The sequence below is a fragment of the archaeon CG10_big_fil_rev_8_21_14_0_10_43_11 genome (assembly GCA_002763265.1).
Taxonomy (GTDB): domain Archaea; phylum Nanobdellota; class Nanobdellia; order PEZQ01; family PEZQ01; genus PEZQ01.
Map to the genome: position 1 here is coordinate 50,994 of PEZQ01000007.1, position 26,342 is coordinate 77,335.

34 protein-coding genes and 5 tRNA genes are annotated in these 26,342 nt (G+C 41.8%); 17 read left to right on the forward strand and 22 right to left on the reverse strand.

The genetic code is table 11. From position 1 onward, the window contains the following. Positions 1-18: 18 nt before the first annotated feature. The 6 genes from COT72_03705 to COT72_03730 all read right to left on the reverse strand — a co-directional run bounded on the left by COT72_03705 (position 19) and on the right by COT72_03730 (position 4,036). Positions 19-342 (reverse strand): hypothetical protein, encoded by a 324-nt coding sequence (locus COT72_03705; protein ID PIN99916.1) that lies wholly within the window; start codon positions 340-342, stop codon positions 19-21. Between the two features lie 22 nt (positions 343-364). Then, positions 365-1,417 (reverse strand): hypothetical protein, encoded by a 1,053-nt coding sequence (locus COT72_03710; protein PIN99917.1) that lies wholly within the window; start codon positions 1,415-1,417, stop codon positions 365-367. Continuing rightward, entirely contained in the window at positions 1,414-2,205 is a 792-nt protein-coding gene (locus COT72_03715; protein ID PIN99918.1) for a hypothetical protein, read from the reverse strand. The genes COT72_03710 and COT72_03715 overlap by 4 nt, the downstream gene beginning before the upstream one ends. A gap of 142 nt (positions 2,206-2,347) precedes the next feature. Beyond that, a tRNA-Arg gene (locus tag COT72_03720) sits at positions 2,348-2,421 on the reverse strand. A gap of 43 nt (positions 2,422-2,464) precedes the next feature. Further along, positions 2,465-2,884, reverse strand: a complete 420-nt coding sequence (locus COT72_03725; protein PIN99919.1) for a hypothetical protein — start codon at positions 2,882-2,884, stop codon at positions 2,465-2,467. Between the two features lie 48 nt (positions 2,885-2,932). Beyond that, positions 2,933-4,036 (reverse strand): hypothetical protein, encoded by a 1,104-nt coding sequence (locus COT72_03730; protein ID PIN99920.1) that lies wholly within the window; start codon positions 4,034-4,036, stop codon positions 2,933-2,935. A 361-nt stretch (positions 4,037-4,397) separates the two neighbouring features. Here COT72_03730 and COT72_03735 point away from each other — a divergent pair, with 361 nt between their 5' ends. Genes COT72_03735 through COT72_03745 form a run of 3 tightly spaced genes read left to right on the forward strand, consistent with a single transcriptional unit; the run spans position 4,398 to position 7,082 of the window. Then, positions 4,398-5,507: a hypothetical protein gene (locus COT72_03735; protein ID PIN99921.1), complete on the forward strand. Its 1,110-nt coding sequence runs from the start codon at positions 4,398-4,400 to the stop codon at positions 5,505-5,507. Next, positions 5,464-6,339: a hypothetical protein gene (locus tag COT72_03740; GenBank protein ID PIN99922.1), complete on the forward strand. Its 876-nt coding sequence runs from the start codon at positions 5,464-5,466 to the stop codon at positions 6,337-6,339. The genes COT72_03735 and COT72_03740 overlap by 44 nt, the downstream gene beginning before the upstream one ends. Positions 6,340-6,341: 2 nt before the next feature. Beyond that, positions 6,342-7,082: a hypothetical protein gene (locus tag COT72_03745; GenBank protein ID PIN99923.1), complete on the forward strand. Its 741-nt coding sequence runs from the start codon at positions 6,342-6,344 to the stop codon at positions 7,080-7,082. 60 nt (positions 7,083-7,142) lie between these two features. Here COT72_03745 and COT72_03750 read toward each other — a convergent pair whose 3' ends face one another. The 4 genes from COT72_03750 to COT72_03765 form a co-directional block, all read right to left on the reverse strand. Then, positions 7,143-7,469: a hypothetical protein gene (locus tag COT72_03750; GenBank protein ID PIN99924.1), complete on the reverse strand. Its 327-nt coding sequence runs from the start codon at positions 7,467-7,469 to the stop codon at positions 7,143-7,145. Next, a complete protein-coding gene (locus COT72_03755; GenBank protein ID PIN99925.1) occupies positions 7,466-7,744 on the reverse strand; it encodes a hypothetical protein in 279 nt (92 codons plus the stop codon). The genes COT72_03750 and COT72_03755 overlap by 4 nt, the downstream gene beginning before the upstream one ends. 150 nt (positions 7,745-7,894) lie before the next feature. Beyond that, positions 7,895-8,233 carry a hypothetical protein gene (locus COT72_03760; GenBank protein ID PIN99926.1) on the reverse strand — a complete coding sequence of 113 codons (339 nt, stop codon included), beginning with the start codon at positions 8,231-8,233 and terminating at the stop codon, positions 7,895-7,897. After that, positions 8,215-8,442: a hypothetical protein gene (locus COT72_03765; protein ID PIN99927.1), complete on the reverse strand. Its 228-nt coding sequence runs from the start codon at positions 8,440-8,442 to the stop codon at positions 8,215-8,217. The genes COT72_03760 and COT72_03765 overlap by 19 nt, the downstream gene beginning before the upstream one ends. A 296-nt stretch (positions 8,443-8,738) precedes the next feature. On the opposite strand from COT72_03765, the gene COT72_03770 reads away from it, so the two are divergent. Then, positions 8,739-9,002: a hypothetical protein gene (locus COT72_03770; protein ID PIN99928.1), complete on the forward strand. Its 264-nt coding sequence runs from the start codon at positions 8,739-8,741 to the stop codon at positions 9,000-9,002. 52 nt (positions 9,003-9,054) lie between these two features. On the opposite strand, the gene COT72_03775 is transcribed toward COT72_03770, so the two are convergent. The 4 genes from COT72_03775 to COT72_03790 all read right to left on the reverse strand — a co-directional run bounded on the left by COT72_03775 (position 9,055) and on the right by COT72_03790 (position 10,252). After that, positions 9,055-9,369, reverse strand: a complete 315-nt coding sequence (locus tag COT72_03775) for a hypothetical protein (GenBank protein ID PIN99929.1) — start codon at positions 9,367-9,369, stop codon at positions 9,055-9,057. Beyond that, the gene (locus COT72_03780) at positions 9,366-9,620 is read right to left on the reverse strand and encodes a hypothetical protein (protein PIN99930.1); all 255 of its coding nucleotides are present in this window, start codon (positions 9,618-9,620) and stop codon (positions 9,366-9,368) included. Before COT72_03780 ends, COT72_03775 begins: the two co-directional genes overlap by 4 nt. A 124-nt stretch (positions 9,621-9,744) precedes the next feature. Continuing rightward, positions 9,745-9,818 (reverse strand) — tRNA-Arg (locus COT72_03785). Between the two features lie 44 nt (positions 9,819-9,862). After that, positions 9,863-10,252 carry a hypothetical protein gene (locus COT72_03790; GenBank protein PIN99931.1) on the reverse strand — a complete coding sequence of 130 codons (390 nt, stop codon included), beginning with the start codon at positions 10,250-10,252 and terminating at the stop codon, positions 9,863-9,865. Positions 10,253-10,399: 147 nt separating this feature from the next. Here COT72_03790 and COT72_03795 point away from each other — a divergent pair, with 147 nt between their 5' ends. The 5 genes from COT72_03795 to COT72_03815 all read left to right on the forward strand — a co-directional run bounded on the left by COT72_03795 (position 10,400) and on the right by COT72_03815 (position 11,716). Next, positions 10,400-10,690: a hypothetical protein gene (locus COT72_03795; protein ID PIN99932.1), complete on the forward strand. Its 291-nt coding sequence runs from the start codon at positions 10,400-10,402 to the stop codon at positions 10,688-10,690. A gap of 46 nt (positions 10,691-10,736) precedes the next feature. Further along, a complete protein-coding gene (locus tag COT72_03800; protein ID PIN99933.1) occupies positions 10,737-10,994 on the forward strand; it encodes a hypothetical protein in 258 nt (85 codons plus the stop codon). Next, positions 10,978-11,163, forward strand: a complete 186-nt coding sequence (locus tag COT72_03805) for a hypothetical protein (protein ID PIN99934.1) — start codon at positions 10,978-10,980, stop codon at positions 11,161-11,163. Before COT72_03800 ends, COT72_03805 begins: the two co-directional genes overlap by 17 nt. Before the next feature lie 73 nt (positions 11,164-11,236). Beyond that, complete coding sequence (locus tag COT72_03810) at positions 11,237-11,464, forward strand: hypothetical protein (GenBank protein PIN99935.1); 228 nt, start codon at positions 11,237-11,239, stop codon at positions 11,462-11,464. Next, a complete protein-coding gene (locus COT72_03815) occupies positions 11,465-11,716 on the forward strand; it encodes a type II toxin-antitoxin system RelE/ParE family toxin (protein PIN99936.1) in 252 nt (83 codons plus the stop codon). It abuts the gene before it with no gap. A 111-nt stretch (positions 11,717-11,827) separates the two neighbouring features. Here the strand turns inward: COT72_03815 and COT72_03820 are convergent. The 5 genes from COT72_03820 to COT72_03840 all read right to left on the reverse strand — a co-directional run bounded on the left by COT72_03820 (position 11,828) and on the right by COT72_03840 (position 20,699). Beyond that, a tRNA-Arg gene (locus tag COT72_03820) sits at positions 11,828-11,902 on the reverse strand. A gap of 43 nt (positions 11,903-11,945) precedes the next feature. Further along, on the reverse strand, positions 11,946-13,652 hold the full coding sequence (gene argS, locus COT72_03825) for an arginine--tRNA ligase (protein PIN99937.1): 1,707 nt from the start codon (positions 13,650-13,652) through the stop codon (positions 11,946-11,948). A gap of 28 nt (positions 13,653-13,680) precedes the next feature. After that, positions 13,681-13,755, reverse strand: a tRNA-Arg gene (locus COT72_03830). A 119-nt stretch (positions 13,756-13,874) separates the two neighbouring features. Further along, positions 13,875-15,500 (reverse strand): hypothetical protein, encoded by a 1,626-nt coding sequence (locus COT72_03835; GenBank protein PIN99938.1) that lies wholly within the window; start codon positions 15,498-15,500, stop codon positions 13,875-13,877. Continuing rightward, positions 15,501-20,699 carry a hypothetical protein gene (locus tag COT72_03840; GenBank protein ID PIN99939.1) on the reverse strand — a complete coding sequence of 1,733 codons (5,199 nt, stop codon included), beginning with the start codon at positions 20,697-20,699 and terminating at the stop codon, positions 15,501-15,503. A gap of 86 nt (positions 20,700-20,785) precedes the next feature. Between COT72_03840 and COT72_03845 the strand changes: the two genes are divergently transcribed. The 7 genes from COT72_03845 (at position 20,786) to COT72_03875 (ending at position 24,828) form a co-directional block, all read left to right on the forward strand. After that, the gene (locus COT72_03845; GenBank protein PIN99940.1) at positions 20,786-21,433 is read left to right on the forward strand and encodes a hypothetical protein; all 648 of its coding nucleotides are present in this window, start codon (positions 20,786-20,788) and stop codon (positions 21,431-21,433) included. Positions 21,434-21,550: 117 nt separating this feature from the next. Continuing rightward, a complete protein-coding gene (locus tag COT72_03850) occupies positions 21,551-21,751 on the forward strand; it encodes a hypothetical protein (protein PIN99941.1) in 201 nt (66 codons plus the stop codon). Continuing rightward, positions 21,748-22,371 (forward strand): hypothetical protein, encoded by a 624-nt coding sequence (locus tag COT72_03855; protein ID PIN99942.1) that lies wholly within the window; start codon positions 21,748-21,750, stop codon positions 22,369-22,371. Before COT72_03850 ends, COT72_03855 begins: the two co-directional genes overlap by 4 nt. 27 nt (positions 22,372-22,398) lie before the next feature. Continuing rightward, complete coding sequence (locus COT72_03860; GenBank protein PIN99943.1) at positions 22,399-23,253, forward strand: hypothetical protein; 855 nt, start codon at positions 22,399-22,401, stop codon at positions 23,251-23,253. Positions 23,254-23,290: 37 nt separating this feature from the next. After that, positions 23,291-24,268: a GDP-fucose synthetase gene (locus COT72_03865; GenBank protein PIN99944.1), complete on the forward strand. Its 978-nt coding sequence runs from the start codon at positions 23,291-23,293 to the stop codon at positions 24,266-24,268. Between the two features lie 118 nt (positions 24,269-24,386). After that, the gene (locus tag COT72_03870) at positions 24,387-24,599 is read left to right on the forward strand and encodes a hypothetical protein (protein ID PIN99945.1); all 213 of its coding nucleotides are present in this window, start codon (positions 24,387-24,389) and stop codon (positions 24,597-24,599) included. A gap of 1 nt (position 24,600) precedes the next feature. Beyond that, positions 24,601-24,828 carry a hypothetical protein gene (locus tag COT72_03875; GenBank protein PIN99946.1) on the forward strand — a complete coding sequence of 76 codons (228 nt, stop codon included), beginning with the start codon at positions 24,601-24,603 and terminating at the stop codon, positions 24,826-24,828. A 130-nt stretch (positions 24,829-24,958) separates the two neighbouring features. Here COT72_03875 and COT72_03880 read toward each other — a convergent pair whose 3' ends face one another. From COT72_03880 to COT72_03890, 3 genes are all read right to left on the reverse strand, one after another. Next, on the reverse strand, positions 24,959-25,477 hold the full coding sequence (locus COT72_03880) for a hypothetical protein (GenBank protein ID PIN99947.1): 519 nt from the start codon (positions 25,475-25,477) through the stop codon (positions 24,959-24,961). 28 nt (positions 25,478-25,505) lie between these two features. Then, on the reverse strand, positions 25,506-25,715 hold the full coding sequence (locus COT72_03885) for a hypothetical protein (protein PIN99948.1): 210 nt from the start codon (positions 25,713-25,715) through the stop codon (positions 25,506-25,508). A 59-nt stretch (positions 25,716-25,774) separates the two neighbouring features. Further along, positions 25,775-25,849, reverse strand: a tRNA-Met gene (locus COT72_03890). 250 nt (positions 25,850-26,099) lie between these two features. Between COT72_03890 and COT72_03895 the strand changes: the two genes are divergently transcribed. Then, positions 26,100-26,339, forward strand: coding sequence for a hypothetical protein (locus COT72_03895; GenBank protein ID PIN99949.1), 240 nt, complete (start codon positions 26,100-26,102; stop codon positions 26,337-26,339). Positions 26,340-26,342 lie beyond the last annotated feature (3 nt).

The following is a 26,342-nucleotide window of genomic DNA, read 5'->3' on the forward strand; positions in this document are numbered from 1 at the left end:
ATATACTGCTACAAAACGTTAGAGTTTTGCCAATTCCTCAAGAGCTTTTTTCAATTCAGGAGCTTCCTCGTATCGCGCTTGTTTGTGTTCTTCATAGCGTTTTGCAAGATGTGAAAGCAGGCTTGAAATAGGTACAACCTCACTAACGCGCTCAGGCAAGCACAACGCTTGCGGTATAACTAATTCATGCATAGAGCGCACGCGCACCCGCGTGTCCTCACGGTCTAATACGAGAAGTGCATTTGCGTCTGACGCATATCTTTTAAGCATGTTTTTCACCTTTCTTTGCGAGTAGCCTGAACGCAAAGCCAATTCCTCAAGAGAGATAGTAACATCCCACACCCGCAGGTATGAGACTGCTAGGTCAAAGTATCATGTTTTCAATAGAATTTTTTACATGCTCAAATAACATTTTTCGGGACTGGCAAAAAGGATAATGGGTATTAACAGAGCCAGAAACGCCTAATGTTTCACTAGCACAACCCCCATTACAGATAGAAACAAACTTACAAGAATCACAGTAAGCTCGCCTAACCTCACTACCCATTAGTGTAGAACCTGCTTTTTTTGAAAGCAAATCAGACAAAGAAGTATCAAATATGTTACCAAAAGAAAAATCTTTAAGCCCAACAAAACGATTACATGAATAAACATCTAAAAAAGAATCTACAGCAACAAATGCAGACTCACAAACAGCGGAATAAGCACACCCGTCATTATAACCTAAAAGAAAACTTCTAACAATGCTCTCAAAAGGTTCCAAAACAATATCTCCTGTTTCCATCCAATAATCATAAAAACGAATCCAAGACTCCCCTAATTCCTTTGGTGTAACAAAAAAAGAATCATTAGAACCATTAGATGGGGTGTAAACGCTTAAACGTGCGCGTTTTGAACCCACACCCCTAATAGAATCAATAATATCTCGCTCATAACCTAAAGAATCATGCGTTAAAACAGTTAGGGTACTAAAAGGCACATCTTCATTTTTCAAGTGATTAATACCTTGAATCACGGAATCATAAGAACCTTCTCTATTATTCAACACTCTGTTCTTATCATGTAGCCATTTAGGACCATCAAAGCTAATCCCAACATTAAAGTGCTCATCATGAAAGAATTGAGCAATACCCTCTGTAATCAACGTCCCATTTGATTGAAGAGAATTAGAAACAGGAATGTTCTTGTAATTATACTTTTTTTCAATTGAAACAATATCCTGCAAACCGGCCAAGCCAAAAGCAAGAGGTTCACCTCCAATGATTAAAACGTTTAAGGACTCCTTCTCAATTTCAAAAAGCTGAGAAAAAATACGTTCTAAATTCTCATAACTCAATCGTTTAACTTTCTTGTCTGAAATATAACAATATGAACAAGAGAGGTTACAGGATTCAGTGGGATTTAACATAAGCTTCATATATCAGCCCCCCGCCCCCTCACATGAGTAAGAGCAATATCAATAATCTGTTCAAAACTGAACTTCGTGTAATCAAACAAGTTCTTGTCAAGAATGAGCTTATAAAAACTTCTTTGAAATTCAGGCATGTGTTCTAATTTCTTGCTTAGGACTTGATCAGGATTATTATAAAAATAAGGGAGGGTAACAATCTCGATTAGCCATTCCAAAATAAAAACTAAATCCTTTCTCCGTAAATTACCTGCTTTATCTTCTAGAAGAGATAAAGAAACAATCTTATGAGTCAACTCGTGAAACAAAACAAAAAGATCTCTGCGAATAACTTCAGAATCATTGCTATACAAATTTCTTGGCTCCAAAATAACACAGCAATCCCTATTAGAAGAACCACACCCGCTCTCAAGAAAATTATTAACTATCAGAACGTTAACCTTTGAAAAACCTCCTGCCTTAAAAAAAGAAGCAATATTATCAAACCACTCAGTTCTTATCTCACCCGTTCTACGTTCAATTTCCCAAACTCTTCTTTGCAACAAAGGAAATTGTTCATCCCATAAAACACAAAAATTTTTCCAAAAACATGTTAAAATCTTAGGAAAACTCTCCTGTATTCTACCATACTCGGAAAAGATCTCCTCAAGCTCGCTAGCTCGAAGATTACTACTTTCATCAAAAAAAGAATCTAAAACAGACTTATTTAACGCTCCAAAACGATCAACATATTTTTTCTCTAAAGGAGTATTACTCAAATTTCGAAGAAAAACAAGAAAACTTAACTCCTTACTCACAGTAATAGTAATTTCTTTCACTGCAACGCCTCCGCATCTTTTATTCCCAAATCCCTCTTAGTTTGCTGTCAAGCGTGATTCCGTCTTGATTGTTTGGGGCTTATACGTCTTCAAAATTGAGGGCATTAACCCATTTGACAAGTGCCCCCGCGGGGATTTGAACCCCGGTCACAGGCTCCGCAAGCCCGCATACTATCCATGCTATACTACGGGAGCAATTATCCAACACAAAACGGGTTAGCATTTATAAGCCTTTATTTCACAAGAATTTCTTTGACAAATACTTCTTTTCAAGCACGAAAAACACTGAACTCTCAGGAGGATTGAGCACATGACCAAGTTCTTGGAGTGCTGAGCGAAACGCCATACCCATCACGAACGCGTCACGAATCCACGCGCGCGGCTCATCATTTGACTCAAACACGTCAAGCACGAATTGACACACGTCATCAAAACGCTGGAGTATATCATCATTTTTTCGGGAAACCGCGTTAAAAAACGTGTTCATACGTGCAGAGAGCGCACGTGCAAATTCATCACTTTTTGCTTTGCTCACAATACCGGCATAATAGCGGTCGCGCTGAATCTTAATAATCCGTGAAAGAACGGGGTGCTCTTCTACACTAAACTCGTTTCTCTCAGAGAATATGTCTACAAGCCACTGCTTCCACAATCTCATCACTACAAAAACATAAAACAGGCATTCATAAAATTTGAGGTAGTGCACCTACTGTTTTTTCAAGAACGTTTCAATGGTTTGAACAACATACTCCAATTGTTCTTTTGTCAAATGCTCATGGCACCCCATGTAAAGACCATTTTTTTGAAGCTCGTACGAGTGAGGATAATAGTTCTTGTTCAAATTGAGCGGTGCTTTTTCAATTATTGGGAAAAGCTCGCGCGTTGCAATACCATTTTTTTGCAAGTGCGCTTCAAGCGCGCTCTTTAATTCAGGCGACTCACACTTGAAAGGAAGCATCATGGGCACGAAATCAATGCCTTTTTGAATTTTTTGGAACGTGAGCTGGTCAAACTCTTCAAGGCGTGAACGAATCCAGGTGTAATTATGCTTTCGTGAGGTGATATTGTGCTCAATGCGCTGCACGTTTGCATACGCAATTGCTGCTTCCAGTTCGGTAATGCGTGAAGAATGACCCGGGTACTTGTGCACGTACACTCCTTGTTTTTCCTGACCATGCACGGCAATGGTTTTTGCACGCTCAAACAAGGCATCATTGTTTGTGGTAATAATCCCTCCAACACCAGCAGTAATAATGTGCGACACGTACATGCTAAACGCTGCAAAATCGCCCCACGTGCCAACACTCCGTCCATGAAATGTTGAGAACATGCTCTCGCACGAGTCTTCTACCGAGCTAAAACCATATTTTTGTTGTAATTCCTCAAAGTGAGGCATGTCACAGGGAACGCCAAACAAGTGGACAGGCACAACAAGCGCGTGCTCGTTTGCAGGAACGCTCTTTAAGCGCGCGTCTAAATCGTTCATGTCAATAAGCCATGTTTCCTTGTTAATATCAACACCGTAAACAGGCATTCCCCCATAGTGCGCGGCATTCCACGTTGCCGGAAATGTGGTTGCTGACGTATACACCTGCTTTTTTAGTTCGGGCTTTACACTTTCATATCCTATTTTAAGCGCGTCAGTTCCACTTGCAACAAGCAAAGCGTGAGAAACGTTATGATAACGAGCAAATTCTTTTTCAAACAATTCATGATATTTTCCGCGACTCAGCCAGTTTCGTTCAAGCGCATCATTCACGTATTTTCGTGCGTTTTCGTCTAGTACGAGTTCGCCCACGTTCACTTTCATCAACAAAAAATCGCACCCTTAATTTAAAAAGATTATAGTAAGAAGAGAGTGGGCTTACGGGGATTTTGACCCTCCACAGCTCTCGCAAAGTTGTTTGAATCTTGTATCAGAATCAAAAAGATATGGGTACGAGAATAAAATGCTTACCCAAATGTTTAAGTATTAACTTTGTTACTCATGTCGCAACATGACAACTGAAAATTTAAAAGATTCAGAAAAAAAACTGCAAGACATTGTCTTAGATCTAGTTCCTTTGATAAAAACAGACATTGACGAGAAAAGACTAGAATACTTCAGAAAACAACGTCCTTACGAATTGAGTTCAACTCCTGATTATCAAGACTACTAAACCTATTCTATTATGAGACCAGACATATCATTAGTTGTACAAGTAACGGATAATTGTAACCTAAACTGCACATACTGTTACATGGATAGAGACCGCCCACATAGGGATATGACTGATGATGTCTTAGAGCAGATTATTGAACAAACACTTAGCTACAATAATCAGTTTGGTCATTTTACATGGATTGGAGGCGAACCACTTGTTAGAAAAAACTCATTTTGGAAAAAAATAATCGAACTGAGTGAGAAACATAACAAGAAAAATCTTGAGATAAGTCATTCAATCCAAACAAATGGTCTCATGTTGACTAAAGAACGCTATGATTCTTTGCATGAAATGGGCTACAAAGTGGGAGGCAGTTTTGATGGCTGTCTTGATCTCCAAGAAACAAACAGAGTAACTCACAATCTCATTCCCGTTGGAGAGCAGATTCTCAACAATTTTAATTCAATAGAAGGCACTCTTGGACTAATCTCAGTTTTAACCAAACCGATGCTTGGCAGAGAAGAAGAAGTTTACTCTAATTTGACATCGCTCACGGATCGGGCGCGAATCAATTTTTTCACGCCGTCAGGAGGATCTCTTAGCGGATTAGATTCATTACTCCCCTCAAAAAATGAAGCTGAGCAATCCATCAAAAGATTTTATGAGCTATGGAAACAAGACGAAACAGAATTCATCCTCAACCCATTTTCAAGCATTATACGCGGTCTCGCTTTGGGATGGGTTAAAACATGTGATTTCTCAGCATATGCATGTTATAGAATCGTAGGTTCAAATCCTGAAGGAGAGATTTATCTTTGCTCACGAGCGACACATCTTCCAGAACTAAAAATTGGCGACATCAAAACACAAAGCTTATATGAAATTATTGGCAACCAAGCACATCAAGTTATACTTGACAGATACAAATCCCTCAAAGAAGGACAGTGCAAAGGTTGTGATATTTTGCCGTATTGTTCGGGAGGTTGCCCTATTGAAGCGTATTCTTTCAAGAGGGATATATTCGAGAAAACATATTATTGTGAGCCAAGAAAGGAACTATTCAATGTCATAAGAAAAGATTTGGAGGATCCTAATGTTAAAACAAGACTACTTAGAAAAATTGGTTTCAACGGATAATATCTCCATAATCCCTTTTGACAAACACACAAAGAATGATAAGTACATCCTGTATCAGGAAAACAAACCAATATTATTCATAAAGGTGTACTCTGAAAGTCCCTTGCTTCGCGAAATGATTGAAAAACGTGAAAAAGGAGCACTTAGTTTTTTTAATGAAACAGAACTCATCCCAGTACCTACACTGATTAATTCACAGCAAGGTTTTCTTATAACCACATATCAAGGAGAACTTCAAGATGTTCTTGTTGAAGAATGCATAAACGACATTGCATCTTTCCACACTGCAGCAGTTGGTTTCAACAACTATCCAAACTATCTCAAGAGCAAGATATTTAGTAATGACCGACGGGTAAGGGGTGTACCTCGTCTTGACAAACATGCAGAATTACTAAAAGATACAGTTGATACAGAACGACTACACTCTTACATAAATGAAGTCCCACCTCACGCATATGAGGAACTGCCAAAGATACTAACACATGGAGACCTCCATAGAGGAAACATTCATCGAAAAGAGAGTGGTGACATCCTCTTTAACGACTTTGAACGCGCTTATTTTGATTATCCCACCTGGGACCTTGCACGTGCATTATTTGACGTTTCCATCACTAATGTCAAAACAGTTTTGGATTCATACATCTCACAGATGGAAAACACAGCACTTATGCAACACGCAACAGCAGACGAGCTAGAAAAACTCATATTCGGCGATTGCGTGTACAGAATTATCACAGACATTATATCAGACAGACAATCATTAGACAATCCCGAAATTCTTAAAATACACACTAAAAGAAACCTTGAATTCTTAGAGAGGTACATATTCTAACCATGGAAATTGAATTTGTAGATGACAAAGAACTCATGTTTTGGAGTAGCATATTCAACCTAAACAGAACGGATTCAGAAAAGATGGGATACGAGTTTGAACAAGTACTCTCTGAATACACCGTATCAGAAGTAACAAAAAAAATAATTAAGGAAGGCGTTTTCTCAGCAAGTACAGAAAAAATCAACACTGCGCCCGAGCTTCAAAAAATCAAAGAAATAAATTGGAACGCATGGCTCAAATACTGGGAAAAAACACACACCACCATGGACAGTATTCGAAGTGCTATCCAAAAGAACGCTGAATCTTTTAATTTTGATTCACTCGCACCAGTTGAAAAATTCTTTGGTTACGCCATTCCTAAGCGAATAAGACTCATCCTATGCCCAGGTTCAACCACTCTTTTTGGAAAGGGTAACGTTGATTTTAGATACTCTAAAGATGTTGTCCTCCTATTTCCCCGTAATTACCAGAATTTTTCAGAAGAAACTATCTTCAAAGACTTTGCAGTACTTATTCATGAGCTTATTCATTTTACACAAAAAAATATCTACTTCAAAGAAGACAGAAATTTCATTGAAGCAGTTACACGCGTCTTTGCACCAAAAGGTATTATAATCAGTAGCGGGCCAATGCCAGAGAATTCTCCTGAATCAAGAATGCGGCCTATCATCAAAAAAGCGATGGCCAACAGACAAACATATGCTCACATAAGAACAGAACTCCAACAAGAGATGAAATAACAGTCTAATACACGTATCATACAAGGGATTTGAACCCGCCCCAGCGCTCCATGAATTGATTTAGTATTTCAGTTTTCGTTCATAGTGTTTATGGTTAAACCACTCTAGAATTGCCGATATTAATTCGACTTCGTTAGCAGCAGTAACCGTATACAGTAATCTCCATCCTCTTGGCAAATCATACTTCCATAAGTTTTTGATACCATAGTTTTGCACATAGCTCGTAGGGATAAGTTTTTTAGGTATTTGAATTCCTGCAAACGCATTTTGCTTTAAGTCATGAATCGCTCGTATCATTGATTTTTTAACAAAATCTTCTTCAGATAATGCATGAAACACTTTTTCTAATTCATCTGAGATGAAAACCACTCGTGAAGCTTTAATCATATTTCAATCTCCTTTCTCTTTGCCAATTTTTTTGCAAGAACCGGATTCCAAATATAGGCTATTTTTCCTTGCTTGTCAAAAGCGATTTTATTTATGCTTTCAAGATATTCAAGTACAACCAAATAGGTCTGCCACATCACTTTCTTTGGAAGCTTTTTCCACAAGTCTGTTCTATTAAACTCGCCACTAAATTCATCTATGGTTTTTTCAACCATCAATACCGTAGCTAATGTTGGAGATCGCACAAATGGGTTCTTCACTGACTGCTGCTGCATAATCAAGTAAGTATATCAATTGATATATAAACATTTCCTCAAAAGTATTTGATCACGTGCCAAGCAAAATAAAAAAGAAAACCTCAAAGTAATGGGATTACGGGGATTTGAACCCGCCCCAGCTCTCGCCGAATCCAACAAAATATTGCCCTAGCATAGTATTTTATGTATACGAGTTATTATCTCACGGAGTAGTCCTGCTTTTATTCTTCCTATCCTCTTAATTACTAACCGTTTGTCAAGCTTTAGAATGTTACTCACTTTAACACAACACTCATCATAAAGATTACCTTGTTCCACATCCACGGGGTTTATGATAATATCCCCCCCATCAAGATTTGAAGTTACGCCAACAACAATTACATCCTGAGTTTTATTGAAAGAATTATTGCTTACCACTATTACTGGACGAACTTTTCTTCCCGACTGATCAGAAAATGGAAAAGGTACAAGAAGTAAGTCTCCTTGTTTCACAGGTACTTGCCCCAAACTTTTTCATCTTCTTCATTATCCCATAATTCTTTCATCTTCTGCTCGGCAAGCACAAGCCATCCTTGCTTTTCTTTTTCAAACTCATTAAGCTTATCTTTGACTAAATTTCTGATAAACTCTGATTTTGAAGGATAATTTTTTTCCTTAATAAACGTGTCAAGCTCCTTTGCTTCCTTTTCTGGGAATTTAACCGTCACTGTTTTCATAGTAATCCCAAGAGATTACTGTTATTTAAATATATCTCAAGAATGGAAGATACTTAATGGAAAAAAGGATGAGTATTATTTAGTTGGTGGACATCATAGAGCAATCGCTCTTGCACTGAAATGGGAAACTACCATTAAAGGAGTCTGCTTAAATATCCTTGAATTCATTGCCACAGGTGATATAAAACAATACAATGAATTACACACGAAGAGACGGAACCACGGGCACTCAGATAACATCTTCAACAACTTCCCAAAAATGGATTAAGAGGGCAATGCCTTCTTTTTAATATATCATGAGAGAAGAGTATCGATTGAGGTTAATAAACGAACTAGCCCAGCATCTAGACCGTGACAGACAAATGTTTCGTAAAAAACTCATTGACTATCTAATCAAGATAAAACAAGGTCATTTTGAATTCGCAGGATATATAGCCGCAGCAGTTGGTGGCGATGATGAATTCCTCGAACTAAATGACTTAACAGACCCCACACTCACACAAAAAGATTTAATCCAGAAAGCTGATGAATGGATTAAAAAACTAAAGAAACAAATCTAATGGGCTTACCTAGATTCAAACCCCCGATCTACTGCTTATTCAGTATCAGAAATCACGTTTTTGATTCTCTTTGCTTTTGGTATTTTTCCAGATATGATTCTAAATCAGCATAGTCATTTCCTCTATCTAAGAGGCAGATGAGTATAACGTCTGGTTGTATAACTACATAAATCAGTCTCACACTTCTTCCTTGAATGGTAAGCGGTATGCGAAACACTCTTCTAAACAGTTTTGAATGTACTGCTTTAAAGCGGAAGGGGTTTTCTCTAAGCAACAAGATTTTCTTTTCAATAATCTTTTTAGATTTTGCATCAATCTGCGCTACTTGTTCTTTGAAAATTCTAAACGCCTTTATGGAATACCTCATGTTCTTAACACGTTCACGAGTTCCTCTTCAGAAATAACATGACCCTGTTCTAAAGACGTTTTTATAACACTGTCAATCAGGTTTATTTCTCTTTGCGTGAATGTTTCATCATATCTTGATTCAAAAATTTTTTCTCTCAAACTGTCTCTAATCAATTCCTGAACATTGGTGAAACCAAACGTTTTCACATACTTTTGAGCGTTCTGCAATAACTTTTCGGGTAATTTAACATTCAACTGCTTTGTTCCCATAAATATCCGAAGGTATCTTTAGATATTTAAGCATTTTCCTCGTGAGTACTGCATGAAAAAAGCGGACGAGGGAGGATTCCACCGCACCTTTTAAGAAAAGCTGCACCAAAAAAAAAAACTGGAGTGGGCTTACGGGGATTTGAACCCCGACGAGCAGGTCCGAAGCCTGCCAGGCTATCCAGATTACCTCATAAGCCCAATCGCAATAAAGATACGAGAAACTGCTTTTTAAACCTTAGCGTTTACGTATGAACGCTTCTCAGCTGTGCGAGATTGTTCTCAAGAAGAGAATAGAGCTCAGCAACACGCTCATTATACTTTTCAAAAAGCGCGCTATACGTTTTTAACTCCTGAAACGAGCTAATCTTTTCAAACGAAACACCGTTTGCAGAATCAACATATGCTTTGAGCGAGGCGTCAAGACGCGTGTAGAGCGGCGTGTTTCGCAACTCCTTAAGATTACCATAACTCAATGAAGAAAACTCAGTTCCAAGAAGCGAGGTGAGTGTTGAGATTTGTGCAAACGCTTCTTTTGATAACACGGGGCGAAACACTTCAAACTTGCCAACAAGCATGACTAGTTCTTCATACCGTTTTTCTGATTCTTTGCGCGTTGCTTCAAGCCAAGTCATGATTTTTCAACAAGAATACCCTCATTACTGCTTTTAAACATTTCCAAACCAAAAAAGAGCCCAAAAACCCCTGTTTTTTTAAAAAAAGAGGGAACAGGAGTTGAAACGTTCATAACGCATAAATAAGCAAATGCACCTCTAATAGTAATGGTTGAAGCAACATACAATCAAGTCAAATCTTTTCTTGACCAAAAAGAGGGTCATCGGGTGTTTATCAGCAAAGCACGAAACGAACTATCCTACCTTTTCGAGAACATGATGCCCAATCAACTCTTGCTTGCAGGCAAGACTGGTTTTGCAGAATTTGTCCGAGACTATCACGCGCTCATAACCCATAACGAACAACTTTGCGCAGTAGTAATTAACAGACAACACCTCGGCGAGTTTTCGGATTTAATAAACCAAGGACTCCTCTACATCATACACCAACAAGAATAAACAAGCGCCAAAACCTTAAAAAAGGCGTCGCGATACGGTGAGGAGCATGCATGAGCCTGCTGGTCATCTTGTATACATGAGCGAATACGCTATTGCTAAGGATATGTATCCAATTAAGACCTACAACATCACGACGTGTGTTGGTATGGGTCTTGATAAGCCACGCGAGTTTGGACTCTTTCACGCCACGGCAAACAACCAGATTTCCAAGTTGGAAACGCTTATTTCTAATGTTAAGCGCCACGTACTTCGTATTTTACAACACGAAAGCAAGAGCGTACAAGAACGTGACAGGCTGGCTTAGCGAAAACGAGCTTGACTTCTCGCAACATGAATGTTCAAACGTGCTCTTTTTGCGTGACGCCACATTTAGCGCATACACGCCAACACACTACCTTACCAAAGAGATGGCAGACCTTCTTATCAAAACAAAAATGTTTAGCAAGTTTGTACAAACAGACCGCTTTATTTGAAAAAACGCGGGCGTGGGAGGATTTTTTTGAGTTTTATTAAGGAGAAAACCATATAAACCATAGTTATATATAGATGTCTATGGCTATCACAACGATTCAGGTTGATGTTGAAGTTAAAAATAAATTAGAATCATTGAAGCTTTCTGATAGGGATACTTTTAATGATGTGATTAAGGAGTTGATTGAAGATACTATGGAATTGAATGAAATTACTAAGAAAGAGATTTCTGAATCAATTGCTCAGATTCAAAGAGGAGAATTCGTCTCTCATGAAGACTTGGGTAAGGAATTAGGTTTTTAAATGTTTGAAATTGTTTGGTCAGATAATGCTGCTAATAACTTGAGAAAACTTCCAAGAAACATTAGCAAAAGAGTTTACAAAAAAGTTGATGAATTAAAGGAAAATCCTTATTCTAATGCTAAAAAGCTTGCTGGCACTTCTTTTTACCGGGTGCGGGTCGGAGATTACCGGGTTATTTTTACTATTATTAAGGATAAGCTTGCAATATTAATCCTTAACGTCAAGCACAGAAAAAAAGTTTACAAAAAATGAAGCGGGCATGGGAGGATTCCACTCAACCTTCTTGATAAAAAGCTTGACCAAAAACAGTTTTTTTATTTTGGCATCTTACACGTTCTTTTTTAGAAAAAAAAGAAAGGGTAGCGGGCGTGGGAGGATTTGAACCCCCGACCTACTGCTTAGGAGGCAGCCGCGCTATCCAGACTGTGCCACACGCCCATTACCACAAGAACATAAAGAACTGTTTTTTAATCCTTTCTGCTCACATTTTCTCAACAGGTTCAATAGCAAGTAAAGACAAGCAGGATGAGAGCACGTGTACGTACGCGTTTACCAGCTTTAAACGCGCAGTTTGAACGCCACCACGCGCGTGAAGCACGCTGTTTTTTTCGTAGAACGCGTTAAACTTTGATGCAAGTAAAAACGCGTATTCAGCTATAGTATGAGGAGAATGCCGGTTTGCAGACTCCTCAACTACAAACGGAAAACGCGCAAGATAGTGAATAAGCGCCTGGCTTTCAGGATTTGAAAGCGCACTCATTTGAGGCTTTGCTGTTTTTTTGCCCACTTTGTGCTCAATACGTTTTGCGCGAACAAGCGCGTACTGCAAGTATGGTCCAGTCTCGCCTTCAAACGAGATGGACTCATCAGGTTTGAACACGAAATCTTTGTGCGCGCTGTATTTGAGAATGTAATAGCGAAGCGCGCCAAGACCAATCTTTTCTGAGAGCACGCTCATTTGTTTTTTTGTGATGCCTTTGCGCTTTTCAAGCTCGACTTGCGCTTTTTTTGCAAGCTCGTCAAGCAAGTCGTCTGCGTCCACAGTTGTTCCTTCACGTGATTTAATCCTGCCCGTTGGCAGGCCAATCATGCCGTAGCTTAAGTGGCGCACTCCTTTTGCTGCTTTGAGTTTGAGCATGTTGAGAATTTCAAACAAAACCTTGAAATGGTAATCCTGTTCATTTGCAACCACATACAGCGACTGGTCATAATGAAAGTCAGCATATTTTTGCTTTGCTAAATACAGGTCTTGTGTGATGTACACGCTTGTGCCATCTGCGCGCAACAACACTTTTTCGCCCAATGGTTTTCCAAGGTCAATTATTACTGCACCATCCTCACGCTTTTTGAACACGCCTTTTTTGACCCCATCAAGAACGAGTTTTTTTCCACGTTCGTAGATATCGCTTTCAAAATATTCTTTGTCAAACTTCAAGCCAAAGCGTTTGTATGTTTCATAAAATCCGTCAAGCGCCCACGCATTCATTTTCTTCCACAACGCGCGAACCTCAGGGTCATTGTTTTCCCATTTGACAAGCATGTCTTGAGCTTCTTTTTGCAGTTCTTCATGTTCTTTTGCTTTTTGTGAAAACAAGACGTAATAATCGCCAACAAAGTGGTCTGACTTCTTATCCGGCTTCTTATTCTTGCCCCACAACTGGTAGGCAAGCATTGATTTGCAAATGTGAATGCCCCGGTCATTATTCAAATTCACCGGTTTGACGCGATAACCCTGGCTTTCAAGAATGCGGGAAACTGATTCGCTTAAGACCATGTTTCGCACGTGGCCAATGTGGAGTGGCTTATTTGTGTTTGGCGAGGGCGACTCAAGAACAACCACTTTTTTGTTTGGTTTTTTAAACCCGAATCTTGATTTCTCTTTTGAAATGCAGGACAATACTTGTTTTGAAAATTCTGCTTTGTCAAAAAACAAATTCACATACGGGCCTTGGGGCTTTGCATCAATAAACAATGCACTCTTTGACACGTCAAGAGTATGAATAATGTCCATTGCAATTTGCATAGGGCTTTTTTTGCGCTCTTTTGCTAAACTAAAACACGGAAATGCGATATTTCCAAGAGACTGGTCTGGTGGCGTTTCGAGCAGTGCAAAAACCTCTTTTGTTTTTAGACCAGTAGGTTTTGCTAAGAGCTTTGTAGCCTCATTAAAACCAAATTCCACACTCATACTAAGACAGTCCCTCCCTTTAAATGAGTGGGCGTGGAGGGATTTGAACCCCCGATCCCCTGGTTAGAAGCCAGGTGCCTTATCCAGACTAGGCCACACGCCCGTTTAGTATGAGTGCAACTAAAAAAGTCAGAAGTACTGGCGGTTTCTGGGACACTCACCATACATAACAACAGTTACACCCTTAAATGCCTTAAAAAAGTTTCCACCACCCCAAAAATCCTACTTGCGGTAAGGTGAGCTAAAACTCTTATTGCGGTAGAGAAGGTAGCCAACAATTCCTGCTGCTCCGACAAAAATGAAGATGATAAGCGCAGAGACAAGGGTAATTACCGACTCTTTTTGTGCTAGCGCGCACCCGCTTGTTGTGCATGATGTTTCACATACTTCAACAACAACCCAGGCAAGGCCATCACTTGAACAGCGTTCAAGCACGTTGTCAGAACAGCGTGGCTGATTTGGCGTGCAGGCTAAACTCGCTTCTTCAATGAGCGCGTCAGCAAACAATTCTGAGGAAAACCCGTTTACAAGCGTGTTAAGCACGCTTGAAGAATTAGATATTTCGCGCGAAACCGTGTAGTTTACCACAAACTCGTCACCAGGCTCAACAGAATCGTAGGTAATAAGGTATTCAGGGTCTGCAGTAACCACTTGAATAGAACGCGCGCCACGCGCGCTTACGATAATGCTTCCCGCGTGCTCTGCAAACGTTTTTGGAACGCGCTCGTAGATGGTGAAGTTTTGAACAGAATGATTTCCCGCATAGCGTATTCGTGTGCTCACTACGGTCCTTCCGGGTTCAGCGCGTGCGCTGCGGTCAATACTTGTTTGTGAAGTGATAAGTTGTGAGAGCTGCAATAAGTTCTGCTGAGCAGGGTCTGCAAGCTTATCTGCTGCAAGCACGTTTTCGAGTGCGCCAAGGAGTTTTGTGTTATTGATAATGCCCCGCGGTGCGATGGTTCGTTGCGTGCGCGCCATTGATTGAGTAACATTACTTAGTGCTTCCTCTTCTGTTTCATTCGTTGTGGCTGATTGAGTTTGGTTTGTTTGCGTTTCGTTTATTGTCTGCGTCTGGTTCGTGCTGGATGATGGCGTATCATACGATACTACTGTAGTAGTCGTGCTTGAAGAAGATGCAGTCACCGTAAGAGACGTGTACTCAACAAGCGTTTGCCCGTTGCCACCCGTAATAGTTGTGCTCACGTTATACGTATTAGCTGATGATGCTGAAAGCGAGTAATTAAGGTCAATAACTGAACCCCCCGTAATAGAGCCGCTTACAGAGCCTGACACAAGTGACGCACTCACGCCAGAGGGAGATGAGGAAACACTTACTGAATAATTTGTTGTTTCTCCCCCCGTGTTGTGAACGCTTACTGCCCAATAGGACGCAGCACTTGCAGTAACACTTGAGGCTGAAAGCGCTGATGAGGACGCAGCCAGACTCGCAGGAGCAGGAACAATAAGCCCGGTTTGCTGACTGTCTGAAAGGCTTCCGCCCGTACCTGAATCAGTGCCTGAAAGGCTTGCCGTGATTTGACCGGTGTAATCGCCTGCAAGACTAGCAGAACACGACCAGCTGGCAGAACCAGTGCCTGACGCACTTAATGAAACATCTTGAGGCGTTGAGGGTGAACATGACACGCCTGAAGGCAGGGTGAGTGATGCTTTAACACTTGACACTTGCGAGCCTGAAGCATATAATGAAATTGTGAAAGAAGACGCTTGTGACGCGCTGTCAGGAATACTGATGCTCGTAATTGAAAGCGAACCTGCTGCGTGCGCGGGAAGCGCAAACACACTAAACGCTACAAAAAGGGCTGCAATCAGTAATGCGTTTCGTTTCATTTATGACACCGAAAATATGTTTGTTGCAACTGCAGTTGCTGAAGATATGTCAAGGCGGACAAAGTAATTACCACTCATCGTATTCGTGCTGTTGAGCACGCCATAATAATTACTGCCTGATACTTGGTTGAGCGGAGTTGAAAACGAGGTGGTCTCGTTTGATGTTGCATTAAACGTAATGGTAGTTGCCGTTGCATTTGCTTCATTAGTCAAAAGATACACGTCTTCGTTACTTGCAAAGCGTGTCGCGTTAGTTGACACACTTGAACCTGTCCAGATAATTGGAACTGACCCTGACGCAGGCGCAACGCTTACAACTTTTGTCTCGCTTCCCACACCAGGAACAAACGCTTTGAACACGTACAAGCCAGGACTTGCAAGGGTGATATTAACAGGCGTGACTTGTGAAATGCCGCCACTCAAAACCACACTTCCATTATCATAAGCAAGGTTTTTTGCTGCAGGCGAGAACACAGTAAGATTTGCTGTCGTGCTCGCGCTTGAACTGAGATTTGCAAGGAAACTTTCTCCTGCAACAATTGATGGAACGGAGAGATTGATTTGGGCGCCTGCACTCTTTATGCTAATAAACGCAAAGCCAAAACCAACTGACTGGTTTACAAACATGCGCACACCAACAGGGTAGTCGCCAAGAACGCTTGTTTCATTAGGAATTGAAATATTTATTATGTATGGCTGGCTTCTACCTGTAGTATTAAATGCCTGTTTGATTTCTCCTTTTGGCGTGAAAATTGAAATTGAACTGCTTGAAGCATTAACCTCGCCACCAAGGGTTACATTAATGACCTGCACATTAAGCGTAATGTTCTCGCCTGGCGCGTACTGAGGTTTTGATGAATTAACCACCACTTTTAAGCGGCTGACTGCAAATCCTGAGTAGAATTGCACACTTGGACTGTTCGTAAGAAAGGCATGGATGAAATAATCGCCGTCAGTGTTGTTTGCAGTTATGTTGTATGTTATTTTTGCAACACCTGACGCGCCAGTTATTGCCGTTCCAACCGTGGTTGGCTTAAGCGTTTTTGAACCGATTTCAAATGTCACGTTCTTTCCAGCAATAGCAGTGTTATTCGAGAATGATACGAGTGCACTAAACGTAGCAACATCACCGGGACGGTATGGGTTTTGGAAAGGCTTGTCTGATTTTGCATCAATGTTGAGTGCAGTGCCACCGGTAACAACAAAGTGTACTGGCGGCGCAAACCCGCGCTCGCCGCTTGGCGTTGTCACACTCACTTCAAGGTCGTAGCTGTGTGTTGGCGCGTCTTGCGGGATTGGAAAGCTGATTGTTGCGTTTCCGTCAGTTGTCGTGTTTGATGGAAGCTCAATGCGGTTTCCAAACGCCCAGATAATACCATCAACAACAGAATCGTCTGGCACGTTTCCACTGTTTGACGCATTAATAAAGAGCGTTACAAAAGAGCCCGGTGTTGCGTTGTATGACGTGACTTCGCTTCCCGCAGTAGCGTTAAGCAAGCTCACTTTAAGCGAAGATACCTGCAATCCAATGAATTGTGATTGACCGCCAACAACGATTCGCACGTAGTTGAAACCGGGTTTTGACGCGTTCAAAAGCACGCTTGCCCGACCGGCTTCGTTTGTAGTGCTCACATTCGCGCTTACGTTAATATCATTTGGCGGTTGGGCTTTAAAGAGCGTTGCTGCAACGGCAGTTGCGTCAATAGCGGTGCCGTTTGGATAACTTACACTAATCGTGACATTCACGTGTTCGTTGGTATCATAACTGAATTTGTCTGTTTGCGCGTGTATGATGTACGCGTTCACGTCAAAGCCGGTGAAGAATTTTTGAGAATTTGCATTTGCATCAGTAACCGTAAGCTTAACATCGTGATGGCCTACCGCATGACTGCTCAAATTAACGTGCCAAAAACCGCCATCAACTTGTTCGCCAGCAAATGAAACTGAATCGTTTCCGTCAACAACGGCGCTTATCGAACTTATTGACACGTCAGGCGGGAAGAACATGTTAATGAACACGTCATCAGTAGCTTCGTACACAGGACGATCAGGGTGGACAAAAGAATCAAGACCGCGAATATCAAAGCCATAGAATGTTTCAATCCGCACCACGTCAGTTCCTGTATCACGCGAGATTTTGAGTTGCACGTTATGGAAGCCAAAACTCCACTGCCCGTTCGTGCCAAGACTTGCTGGGTCAAGTGAAATACTTGTTTTTCCATCACTGCCCGTGAGATTAATAATTGGCGTATTACTATTATCAACTACTGCCTCAACAGTTGCATTCACAAGCGGGTCGTTGTCTGCAGCGTTCAATACTTCAACATTCAGCTTGACTATGTCTTCTGGTTTGTATTTTTGGCGTTCTGATTCAACTTTGATGTTAAGATTGCTGACTTGAATCCACCGGTTTGAAACACCATACCGTCCGTCTGCTTCAATTTTCACGGTAAGTTCGTAGAAACCCACTGAGGAAGGCATAGTGAGGTTAAGTGTTCCTTCACCATCAGCAATGCCTGAAGACGCGTTTACGATGCTCACTGCGTTGCCGTTTGCGTCATGCATTTCAACAATGATGGCTGACGTGTTTTGCGCAACAGGTCCTGTTGCGTTGAACGCGAATATTTTTGCCGAAACGCTTTGTCCCGTGCCAAAACTAAAGCCCGGTAGGTCAAGACCAAGCACGAAGTCAAAAAGATTGATAGGAAAAATCGTGGTTGAAGAGAACGTCACGCCGTCAGTACTGTTTGTTGCATTAAGCAGCAACCAGTACTTGTCACCAATAAGACCGAGTTCGCTTGCGTTAAGGGTTGCATTAAAACTGTTTGCCCCCGGACCGGTTGGGTCAAAGGTGAAATTGATTGGGCTGTCTGTTGCAGAAGATTTGTTGACAAAAAGTATGTGGCCGGTGAGGTTAACAAAGGTGCTGTTTAATGGTCCGGTGCTGCCCATAACTGATGCAAAGAGTGTATTATTGTCTGAGAGCGTCATTGAGTCAGGAAACATTGGCTGCACCTGCCACGCGTTTCCTCTTCGCAGGTTAACATTTGTTGTTGCTCCTGCAGTAATTGTAAATGCTGTGCTGTTATACACACCAAGAAAACGACTCATTTCAAAGCGAGGCGCGAGCTCAATTGTGTAGGAGCCTGCTGGAAGCGGGATGCTGATATTTAGGTCAGGATTTTGGCCAAAACCAAGAATGTCTTGGAGTATTGTGCCATCAGGGTTGAGGTAGTAGATAGTTTTCCCGTTTACTGAATTTCTAATGACAATGTTTGTTTCAAACCAGAAATTGAACTGCGAAATGAGTTGCGGACTTCCCCCGGTTGGATTAAAAATATTTTGAAAATCAGTAACTGAAAGATTAAGTGAGCCCGGCTCTGAAAGATTGCAGGTGCTTGCTGTTGCACTTCCTTGCATAATTGTTACTTCGCTTTGACACACACCAATTGCAGGACTACTCCCCCCTGGCCCGCCGCCAAACGTGGAATTTTTTCCAAGCAAGTTGAAAAACACATCATCATTAGACACGGGTGCAAGCAGTGAGAGAATCAGGTTTTGCGGCAGCGACACACCAGTAAAAATTGAAAGCATGTTGATTTTTCCTGCAACTGCGCTTCTCAAAAGACCGATACCATTTGTAACCACTTTACTTAACTCGCTTAACACAAGAGCCGCGCTGTTGAGCGTTACATTAATGTCAACGCGACCACCATCCTCGAGTTGAAGGGGTGAGAGAATTACTGTTGCGCTTTGCGCGAAGTAACCGCGGTTTCCATTTGTTTCCACCGTAGGGAAGTATATTGGCACGCCATCAGTAGTTTCATTGCTGATAATATAAAACTGGTAGATAGGGTATGGATAGGAACCAAAATCATCTGAAATCATTTGCGTTGTTGGCACGCTTAAACTAAATCTTCCGTTTGCGTCAGTAACGGTTGAATTAATAAACGAGATACCAAAACCACCACCCCCTCCCTGATAGAGTTGGGCATAAACAATCGCGTTAGGAACGGCATTTTTTGTGCTGTTTATGACTTTGCCAATAAACGCGGTGTAATTAGTAGTAGTGTTCACAACAGTGATATCCGCGCCAGTCATGCCAGTTGACGGTGTCATGAACGGATACGAACGCAAGCCGACTCCTGACACGTTTGCTTGGATATTATAGAAGTGATTGTTTGCAATAAAAAAAGGAAAACCTCCTTTTGGTCCATCACCGCCGCCTTGCGGGGGTACGGAGTGGTAGACAAGTGCGTCGGTTTCATAATCGGTTAAGTTAAGTTCTGCAATGTTTGGCTGTGAGGGCATGCCTGGTGAAGTGCTGTACAATTGGGGCGAGACAAAACCCACTGCTGCGGGCGTTTGAAGAATTACGTTAAGCGCGGTGCCCGGAGTGATATTGACAACCGCGGACGTGTTTGATGTAATAAAATCAAAAGCAAAAATGGATGCGGTCGCGTTTATCTGGCAATCACTTGAAGGTCCTTCGCCTTCTGAAGGAAACGGTATGCCCCGCGTTACGCACATGTTATTGGATATGGCGGGTGTTGGGCTGATACAATCACCTGAATCAACTTGTCCTAAACAATGAATTGCGTAATACCCTGAGGTATCTGTTGCTGCAGGACCTGACGCGATAAAAGATTTTGTGCCATTATTGTAGGTCATGAGCAGTGTGTTTTGAATTGGGTTATCATCTTCATCAAGCGCGTGCAACGCAACGTAGTTGATGGTAAACATGCTGCCGTTACAGCCCACGCCTTCGGCGCATTCTGCAGCGGTAGTTGCGTAATTTGTTTTGTTAAAAAGCGTGGCATTAATTTGAATCGTACTGTTTGTAAATGGCGCGTTCGTAGCATTTAATACGAGGTCTACACAACCCCCTCCTGTTTCATTAGTGAGCCCGACTGCGTTGTCGAAGGGAGCACCATTAAGAAGCGTTGCGTTTGTTATGTTAAATTCAGGACTTGAGAAATTAAAAGGACCCGTGCCATCATACCAGAGGTTGAAATCCTTGACTGTTTGAAGCGTGCCCGCACAAATGGTTATGCTTTGGTTGCCAGCAGTATTGTACGCGTCAGAAAGACAAAACAGAGTTTGACACGAGTTTTGCAAAACAGCGTAAGACGACGCAGGCAAGAGCAGGATAGGTGCTAAAAACAACAAAACGTATACTGCCCCCTTCCCACCCAACATTATAACATATTACACTGTTAAATATATATAAACTTGCTTGAAAAAGAGCACAACATTATAATGCATGCACGCGCACAAGACACGGTATGGAGCAAGAATTGCGCATCGTTGTTGACCATCGCGAGCTCAAAAGTGGAGTTGTCAAAGAATTGTTTCGAAACAAGGTACATATCATAACTGAACAACTCGCGATTGGTGATTTCATTCTTGGCGAGCATGTAGTGTGCGAGCGAAAAGGCGTGGAAGATTTTGTAAACAGCCTACTTGACGGAAGACTCTTCAAACAAGTCAAACAGCTTAAAGACGCGTACAAAAAACCGTTTCTTATTATTGAAGGCACGCGAGACATGTACTCGGTTCGAAACGTGCACGCAAATGCAATACGCGGGGCAATGGCAAGCCTTGCTCTTGACTTCTCATTACCCATTATTTTTACAAAAGATGAAAAAGATACGGCTCACTTTTTTATCACCATTCTCAAGCGCGAAAAAACTGACACGCAGGCAAACCTGCGTGCAGCACCAAAACCTTTAACGGACGTTGAATTGATGGAATACATCGTGTCCTCGTTTCCGGGAGTGGGAAGACGAACTGCGCAAAATATTCTCTTACAATTCAAAACCATTCATTCATTTGTCACAAGCGAACATGAACAGCTTACAAGCGTTGAGGGTGTGGGAAAAATCACGGCAGAACGCATTAAAGACATTATACAAAAGAGGTATAAACAATAAAAAAATAGCGGGGGGATAGGAGAAAATGCTCTAAATACACGACATCCACACTATATGTGAAACGCTATGAATGTTATCAAAAACAAAAGCATCAGGGCTTGAAAAAGATTGAAAACTATGAAAAAACTTGAACCTAAAGTAACCAATCAGGAAAACAGGCACGCCTTTATTACGTATTGGTCTGAATACGTGCGAACGCACCCTGATGGAAAACGCAAAACACTTTCCCTTAACTGCAGAACAATATTTAACCCTCAAAAAAGAGCCCTACAGCAAGCGCGCGCAAAGATTAAAGATAGCACCACACCTAAAAAATGAGTATGGCATCAAAAAAATGGCACGCGTTGTGGACTCCGCAAAACAAAAAACGCCTGCGCGTACTCGAATTCTTCACCCGATTTCTTCTCCTTGCCATCCCGCTCTATCTTATCATGTACTCCCCACTCTCGCTTTATTTTGCTGAAGACCTTATTGCAAATATCAGCGAATACGCCCTCACTATAAGCGGAAAAGCAGTGTTGAGAAGCGAAGGGGTCGAATACAACGGGCTTGCCATGCCCCTACTCTACGTGCAGGGCATTGAAAAAGGCGTGGGAATCGCGCGCGCATGCACGGGCTACCGCTCATTTATCGCGCTTGCTGCGCTTATCTTCGCGGTGCCGCGCATACCAAACAAGAAACGACTCTTAGGGCTCATAGTCTTTGCACCCATTCTCTTTTTTACAAACATTGTTCGGGTTGTCTCAACTATCTGGATTGGCGCAACCTTCGGGCTTGACTGGTTTGAGCTCACGCACACATTCTTGTGGAGAGAAGGGCTTATCGCGCTCATCCTGCTCATGTGGGTGGTGTGGCTGCTTCGCGTGCAAAACATCTCGATGAGAAGCGTTTGGCGCAGGGCAAAAATGAACGTGACGGGTTTTATACAGAAAATATGAAATACCCACGCCACATCAAAAACGAGTATGAATGAAAGGGAAGCGCGTGTTGTACAGTACTTGCGAACAAACGGACCAAGCCTGCCAGTACAAGTGTCAAAAGCACTAGAAGAAAATGTGATGTTTGCTTCAGCACTGCTTGGCGGGCTTGTGGCTACAAAACAAATCAGGCTTACGCGAAAAAAAATCGGCAACTCACCGCTCTACTTTCTGCCAGAACACATTAATCACGCACGAAGAATCATTTATGACCGACTTGACCCTCGAGAAAAAGAATTAGTTGATTTTGTCACTAAAAAAGGCGTGGTGCGCGAGGACGAGCTCACCCCAACTGAGCGGTTTTTTATCAAGGACTTGGTTGATTTTTTTGAATCAGAACAAGAAAACAACCAAACGTACTGGAAAGTGCCCGGAACAAATGCAAAACCAACGCTTGAACCGCCAAAACCTCTTGTGTCAAAACCAGAGCCGAGCGCGCGAAGAGAGGAACAGCAACCCTTTATCAAACAAGAAGCAGAACCCCACGAGGAGAAAAAACCCATCCATCTCAAAGATTCAGGTGATGATGAGTTCACGCGCAAAGTAAAACACTTCTTTGTCAAGCGGGGTATTCGCATTCTCAACACGGATGTGGTGCGAAGCAATGCGGAAATAAACTTTACTGTGCAAATCCAGGGAGACTTGATTCCCCAAACCTATTTTGTAAAAGCGCGCAAGAAAAAGAAAATCAACGACAACGACCTTATTGCTGCATGGTTTGAGGGACGAAAGCAAAAAGCACCCATACTCTATCTCGCAACAGGAGAGCTCACTAAAAAAGCGGAAAAATTCTTAAAAGAAGAGTTTGGCGAAAACTTCACGTTTCTCAAAGTAAGCGTGTAGAAATCTTTAAAATCCAACATGCAATGTTCTTACATTCATGGAATCAGATGCCAAAATCTATGTTGCAGGACACCGCGGACTTGTAGGCTCCGCGCTTGTGCGAAAACTTGAAGAGCGGGGCTACACCAATCTTGTGTACAAAACCTCACGCGAACTTGACTTGCGACGACAAAGCAGTGTTGAAGCATTCTTTCAAAAAGAAAAACCAGAGTATGTTATCATTTCTGCAGCAAAAGTTGGCGGCATCATGGCAAATAAACAATCACCTGCAACCTTTCTTACTGACAATCTGCTTATTGAAACTAATCTTATCAAAACCGCGTACGAGACGGGCGTAAAAAAACTATTGTTTCTTGGAAGCTCGTGCGTTTACCCAAAATTCGCGCGCCAACCCATGCGAGAAGAATACTTTCTTACCGGTCCGCTTGAGCCAACCAATGAAGGGTATTCTGTTGCAAAAATTGCGGGCATGGAACTGTGCAAACACTACCACACCCAATACGGGGCGGAATTTTTCTCAGTCATGCCCACAAACCTATATGGCCCGCACGACAATTTTGACCTCACGTCTTCGCACGTGATTCCCGCGCTCATACGCCGATTTCACGAAGCAAAAGAGCGCGCAGACAAGACCGTGACGCTTTGGGGAACGGGCAGTGCAAAGCGCGAGTTCATGCACGTGGACAGCTTGGCAGATGCGCTCGTCTACGTGATGGAACGCGTGAGTCTCGAAGACATTGCACGCCTTGACTGGGAAGAAAACGCGCCAAACAAAACCTTTGTCAACATTGGCACGGGAACTGACATCAGCATCAAAGACCTTGCCTACAAGATAAAAGACATTGTCGGCTACTCGGGACGCATTGAACACGACCTTACCAAGCCTGACGGCACGCCACGAAAACTCTTGGACGTATCAAAACTCTCACAACTTGGCTGGAAAGCAACCATTGATTTTGACGCAGGCCTTAAACAAACCTACGCATGGTATCTTGAAAACATAGCCTCACGCTAAAAGACGCAAGCGCAAATGGAGAGGATACTGAAGAAGCAAAAAGGAAAGATTAAATCTTTAAGTTGAGAACGTGTAGCTGATAATAAGAGTTATATGGCTCAAAGCATTATACGTTTTTATAATGAAAGAATTTAATATAATTATTGAAAAAGGTGAAGATGGTTATTTAATTTCTGAAGTAGTTGGACTTCCTGGATGCCATACACAAGCAAAATCTATGGATGAATTGATTAAGAGAACTAAAGAAGCAATTTCATTATATCTTAAATCCAAAGATGACTCTGTTGACGTTACAGACACGTTCATAGGTATGCAGAAAATAGCACTATAACATGTCAAAATTGCCACTTTTATCCGCTAGAGTATTCTTTAAAGTTTTAAGTAAACTTGGGTTTGAAAAGATAAGGCAAGAAGGAAGCCACGTATTTTTTAGGCATCCAGACGGAAGAACAACGGTAGTACCGAATTACCCTAGAGAAAAACTGAATCGTGGACTTCTAAATAAAATTGTAAAGAAGGATTTGGAAATTACAAGAGATGACTTAATGAAACACGTGTAGACCAACTTTTTCGATTTCGTCTAACTGGGAGAAAAAAGTTAAGGAATAGAATACCCTATACGGGTCTAATATAGAACCATCCTATTATTAGTCTGAAAGTACACGCGCGTTGTCATGCGTGTGCGCACGCTTAAAGAAGGTGACGCTGTGCGCGCATCACATATTCGCGCGCCTCGTCATGGCTTAGAAGCTCAATGCTGCCTTTTTTGGCAAGCGCAGTGAGCTCTTCTTTAAGCATGGAGTGATAGTTGTCAAAGCCTTTTAGCGCAAGAAGAGCCGATGCATTGTGGCGCGGGTCTTTGATGAATAAGAAACTTTTTTTGTCTTTTGCAAGAAAGCGCGTCCATAACCTGTTTTCGGGAATGAGCATGACGCCAATCTTAGCACGCTCAAACGCAATTTGTTCACGCGCATTAAAAAGCAGGGTGCCAAACGCGTTTTTGCCAACGCGTGAGCGGCGCTCTTTTGGAATAACGGTAAGGTATTCTAAAAACAGTAAGCGTTTTATAATCGCATCAAGTTTTGGAATTGATAAAAAATCTTGGACAAAACCCGCATGGCAGTTTTGAGAAAAGAGCGCGTAGCCAATAACGTGAAACCCGTGTTCTTCGCGTTTTGCAAGCAGTAATACTTCAAACTCGTTGAGCATGGAAAAAAACGCGCGCGCGTGTTTTTTATTAAACCAGTACCACGCGGCGCGAGCTTGTGCCGGGTTTTTCGCACACGCGAAACAAGTGTTCTTGCGGTTTTTTGCAATCCGTTGCGTATTCAAGATTTTCAAAAAGCACGTGCGCATCGTGGTCGTTTTTGAAGTGAAATACGTGGTAGGGCTCGCTTTGCCATAACCGGTTGCGTGCGCATTCGCGCTCTTTTTTCCACACGTTCATACCCGTACGTAAAGCATGTGCGCGCATATAAGAATTGTTGAAAAAAAAGGTGGGGGGTATAGCGGGAGGAGGATTTGAACCTCCGACCTCAGGGTTATGAGCCCTGCGAGCACTCCAAACTGCTCTATCCCGCTATCAATAGGTTCTCTAAGGGCTATACCCTCGCCGTACTTGAAACATGAAAGCTCCTTTTAAAGTTAACTGAAACGTAGACGTTGCACATAACGTGACTATAGTTATGTGCAAAGCCCAATTCTTAATAACTTTTTTAAATGTGAACGACCATTTTAACAAATGTGTTGAGGGATTGAGGGGGAGTCGCATGCTAATTTATAATTCTAGTATTACAAAAAAGTTTAAAAAGACTTTAGCATTCGCTAACTCATGCTTATGACAAATAAATCGTTCATAGATTCAGAAGATGTGTTGGATGTTGAATTCGCGATTAAGAACGCAGAAGAATATCAAACCATTGAAGAATTAGCAAATGAGATAAAGAAAAGTAAGAAACTTGTAGAGCGAATCGTCTTTTATTTGCAAGAAAAGAACAGAGTCATACTAAACAAGGAGAAAAAGATTATCTGGATTTACCAGCCAGAACTAATAAAAAACGCGGTGTTTTAAAAA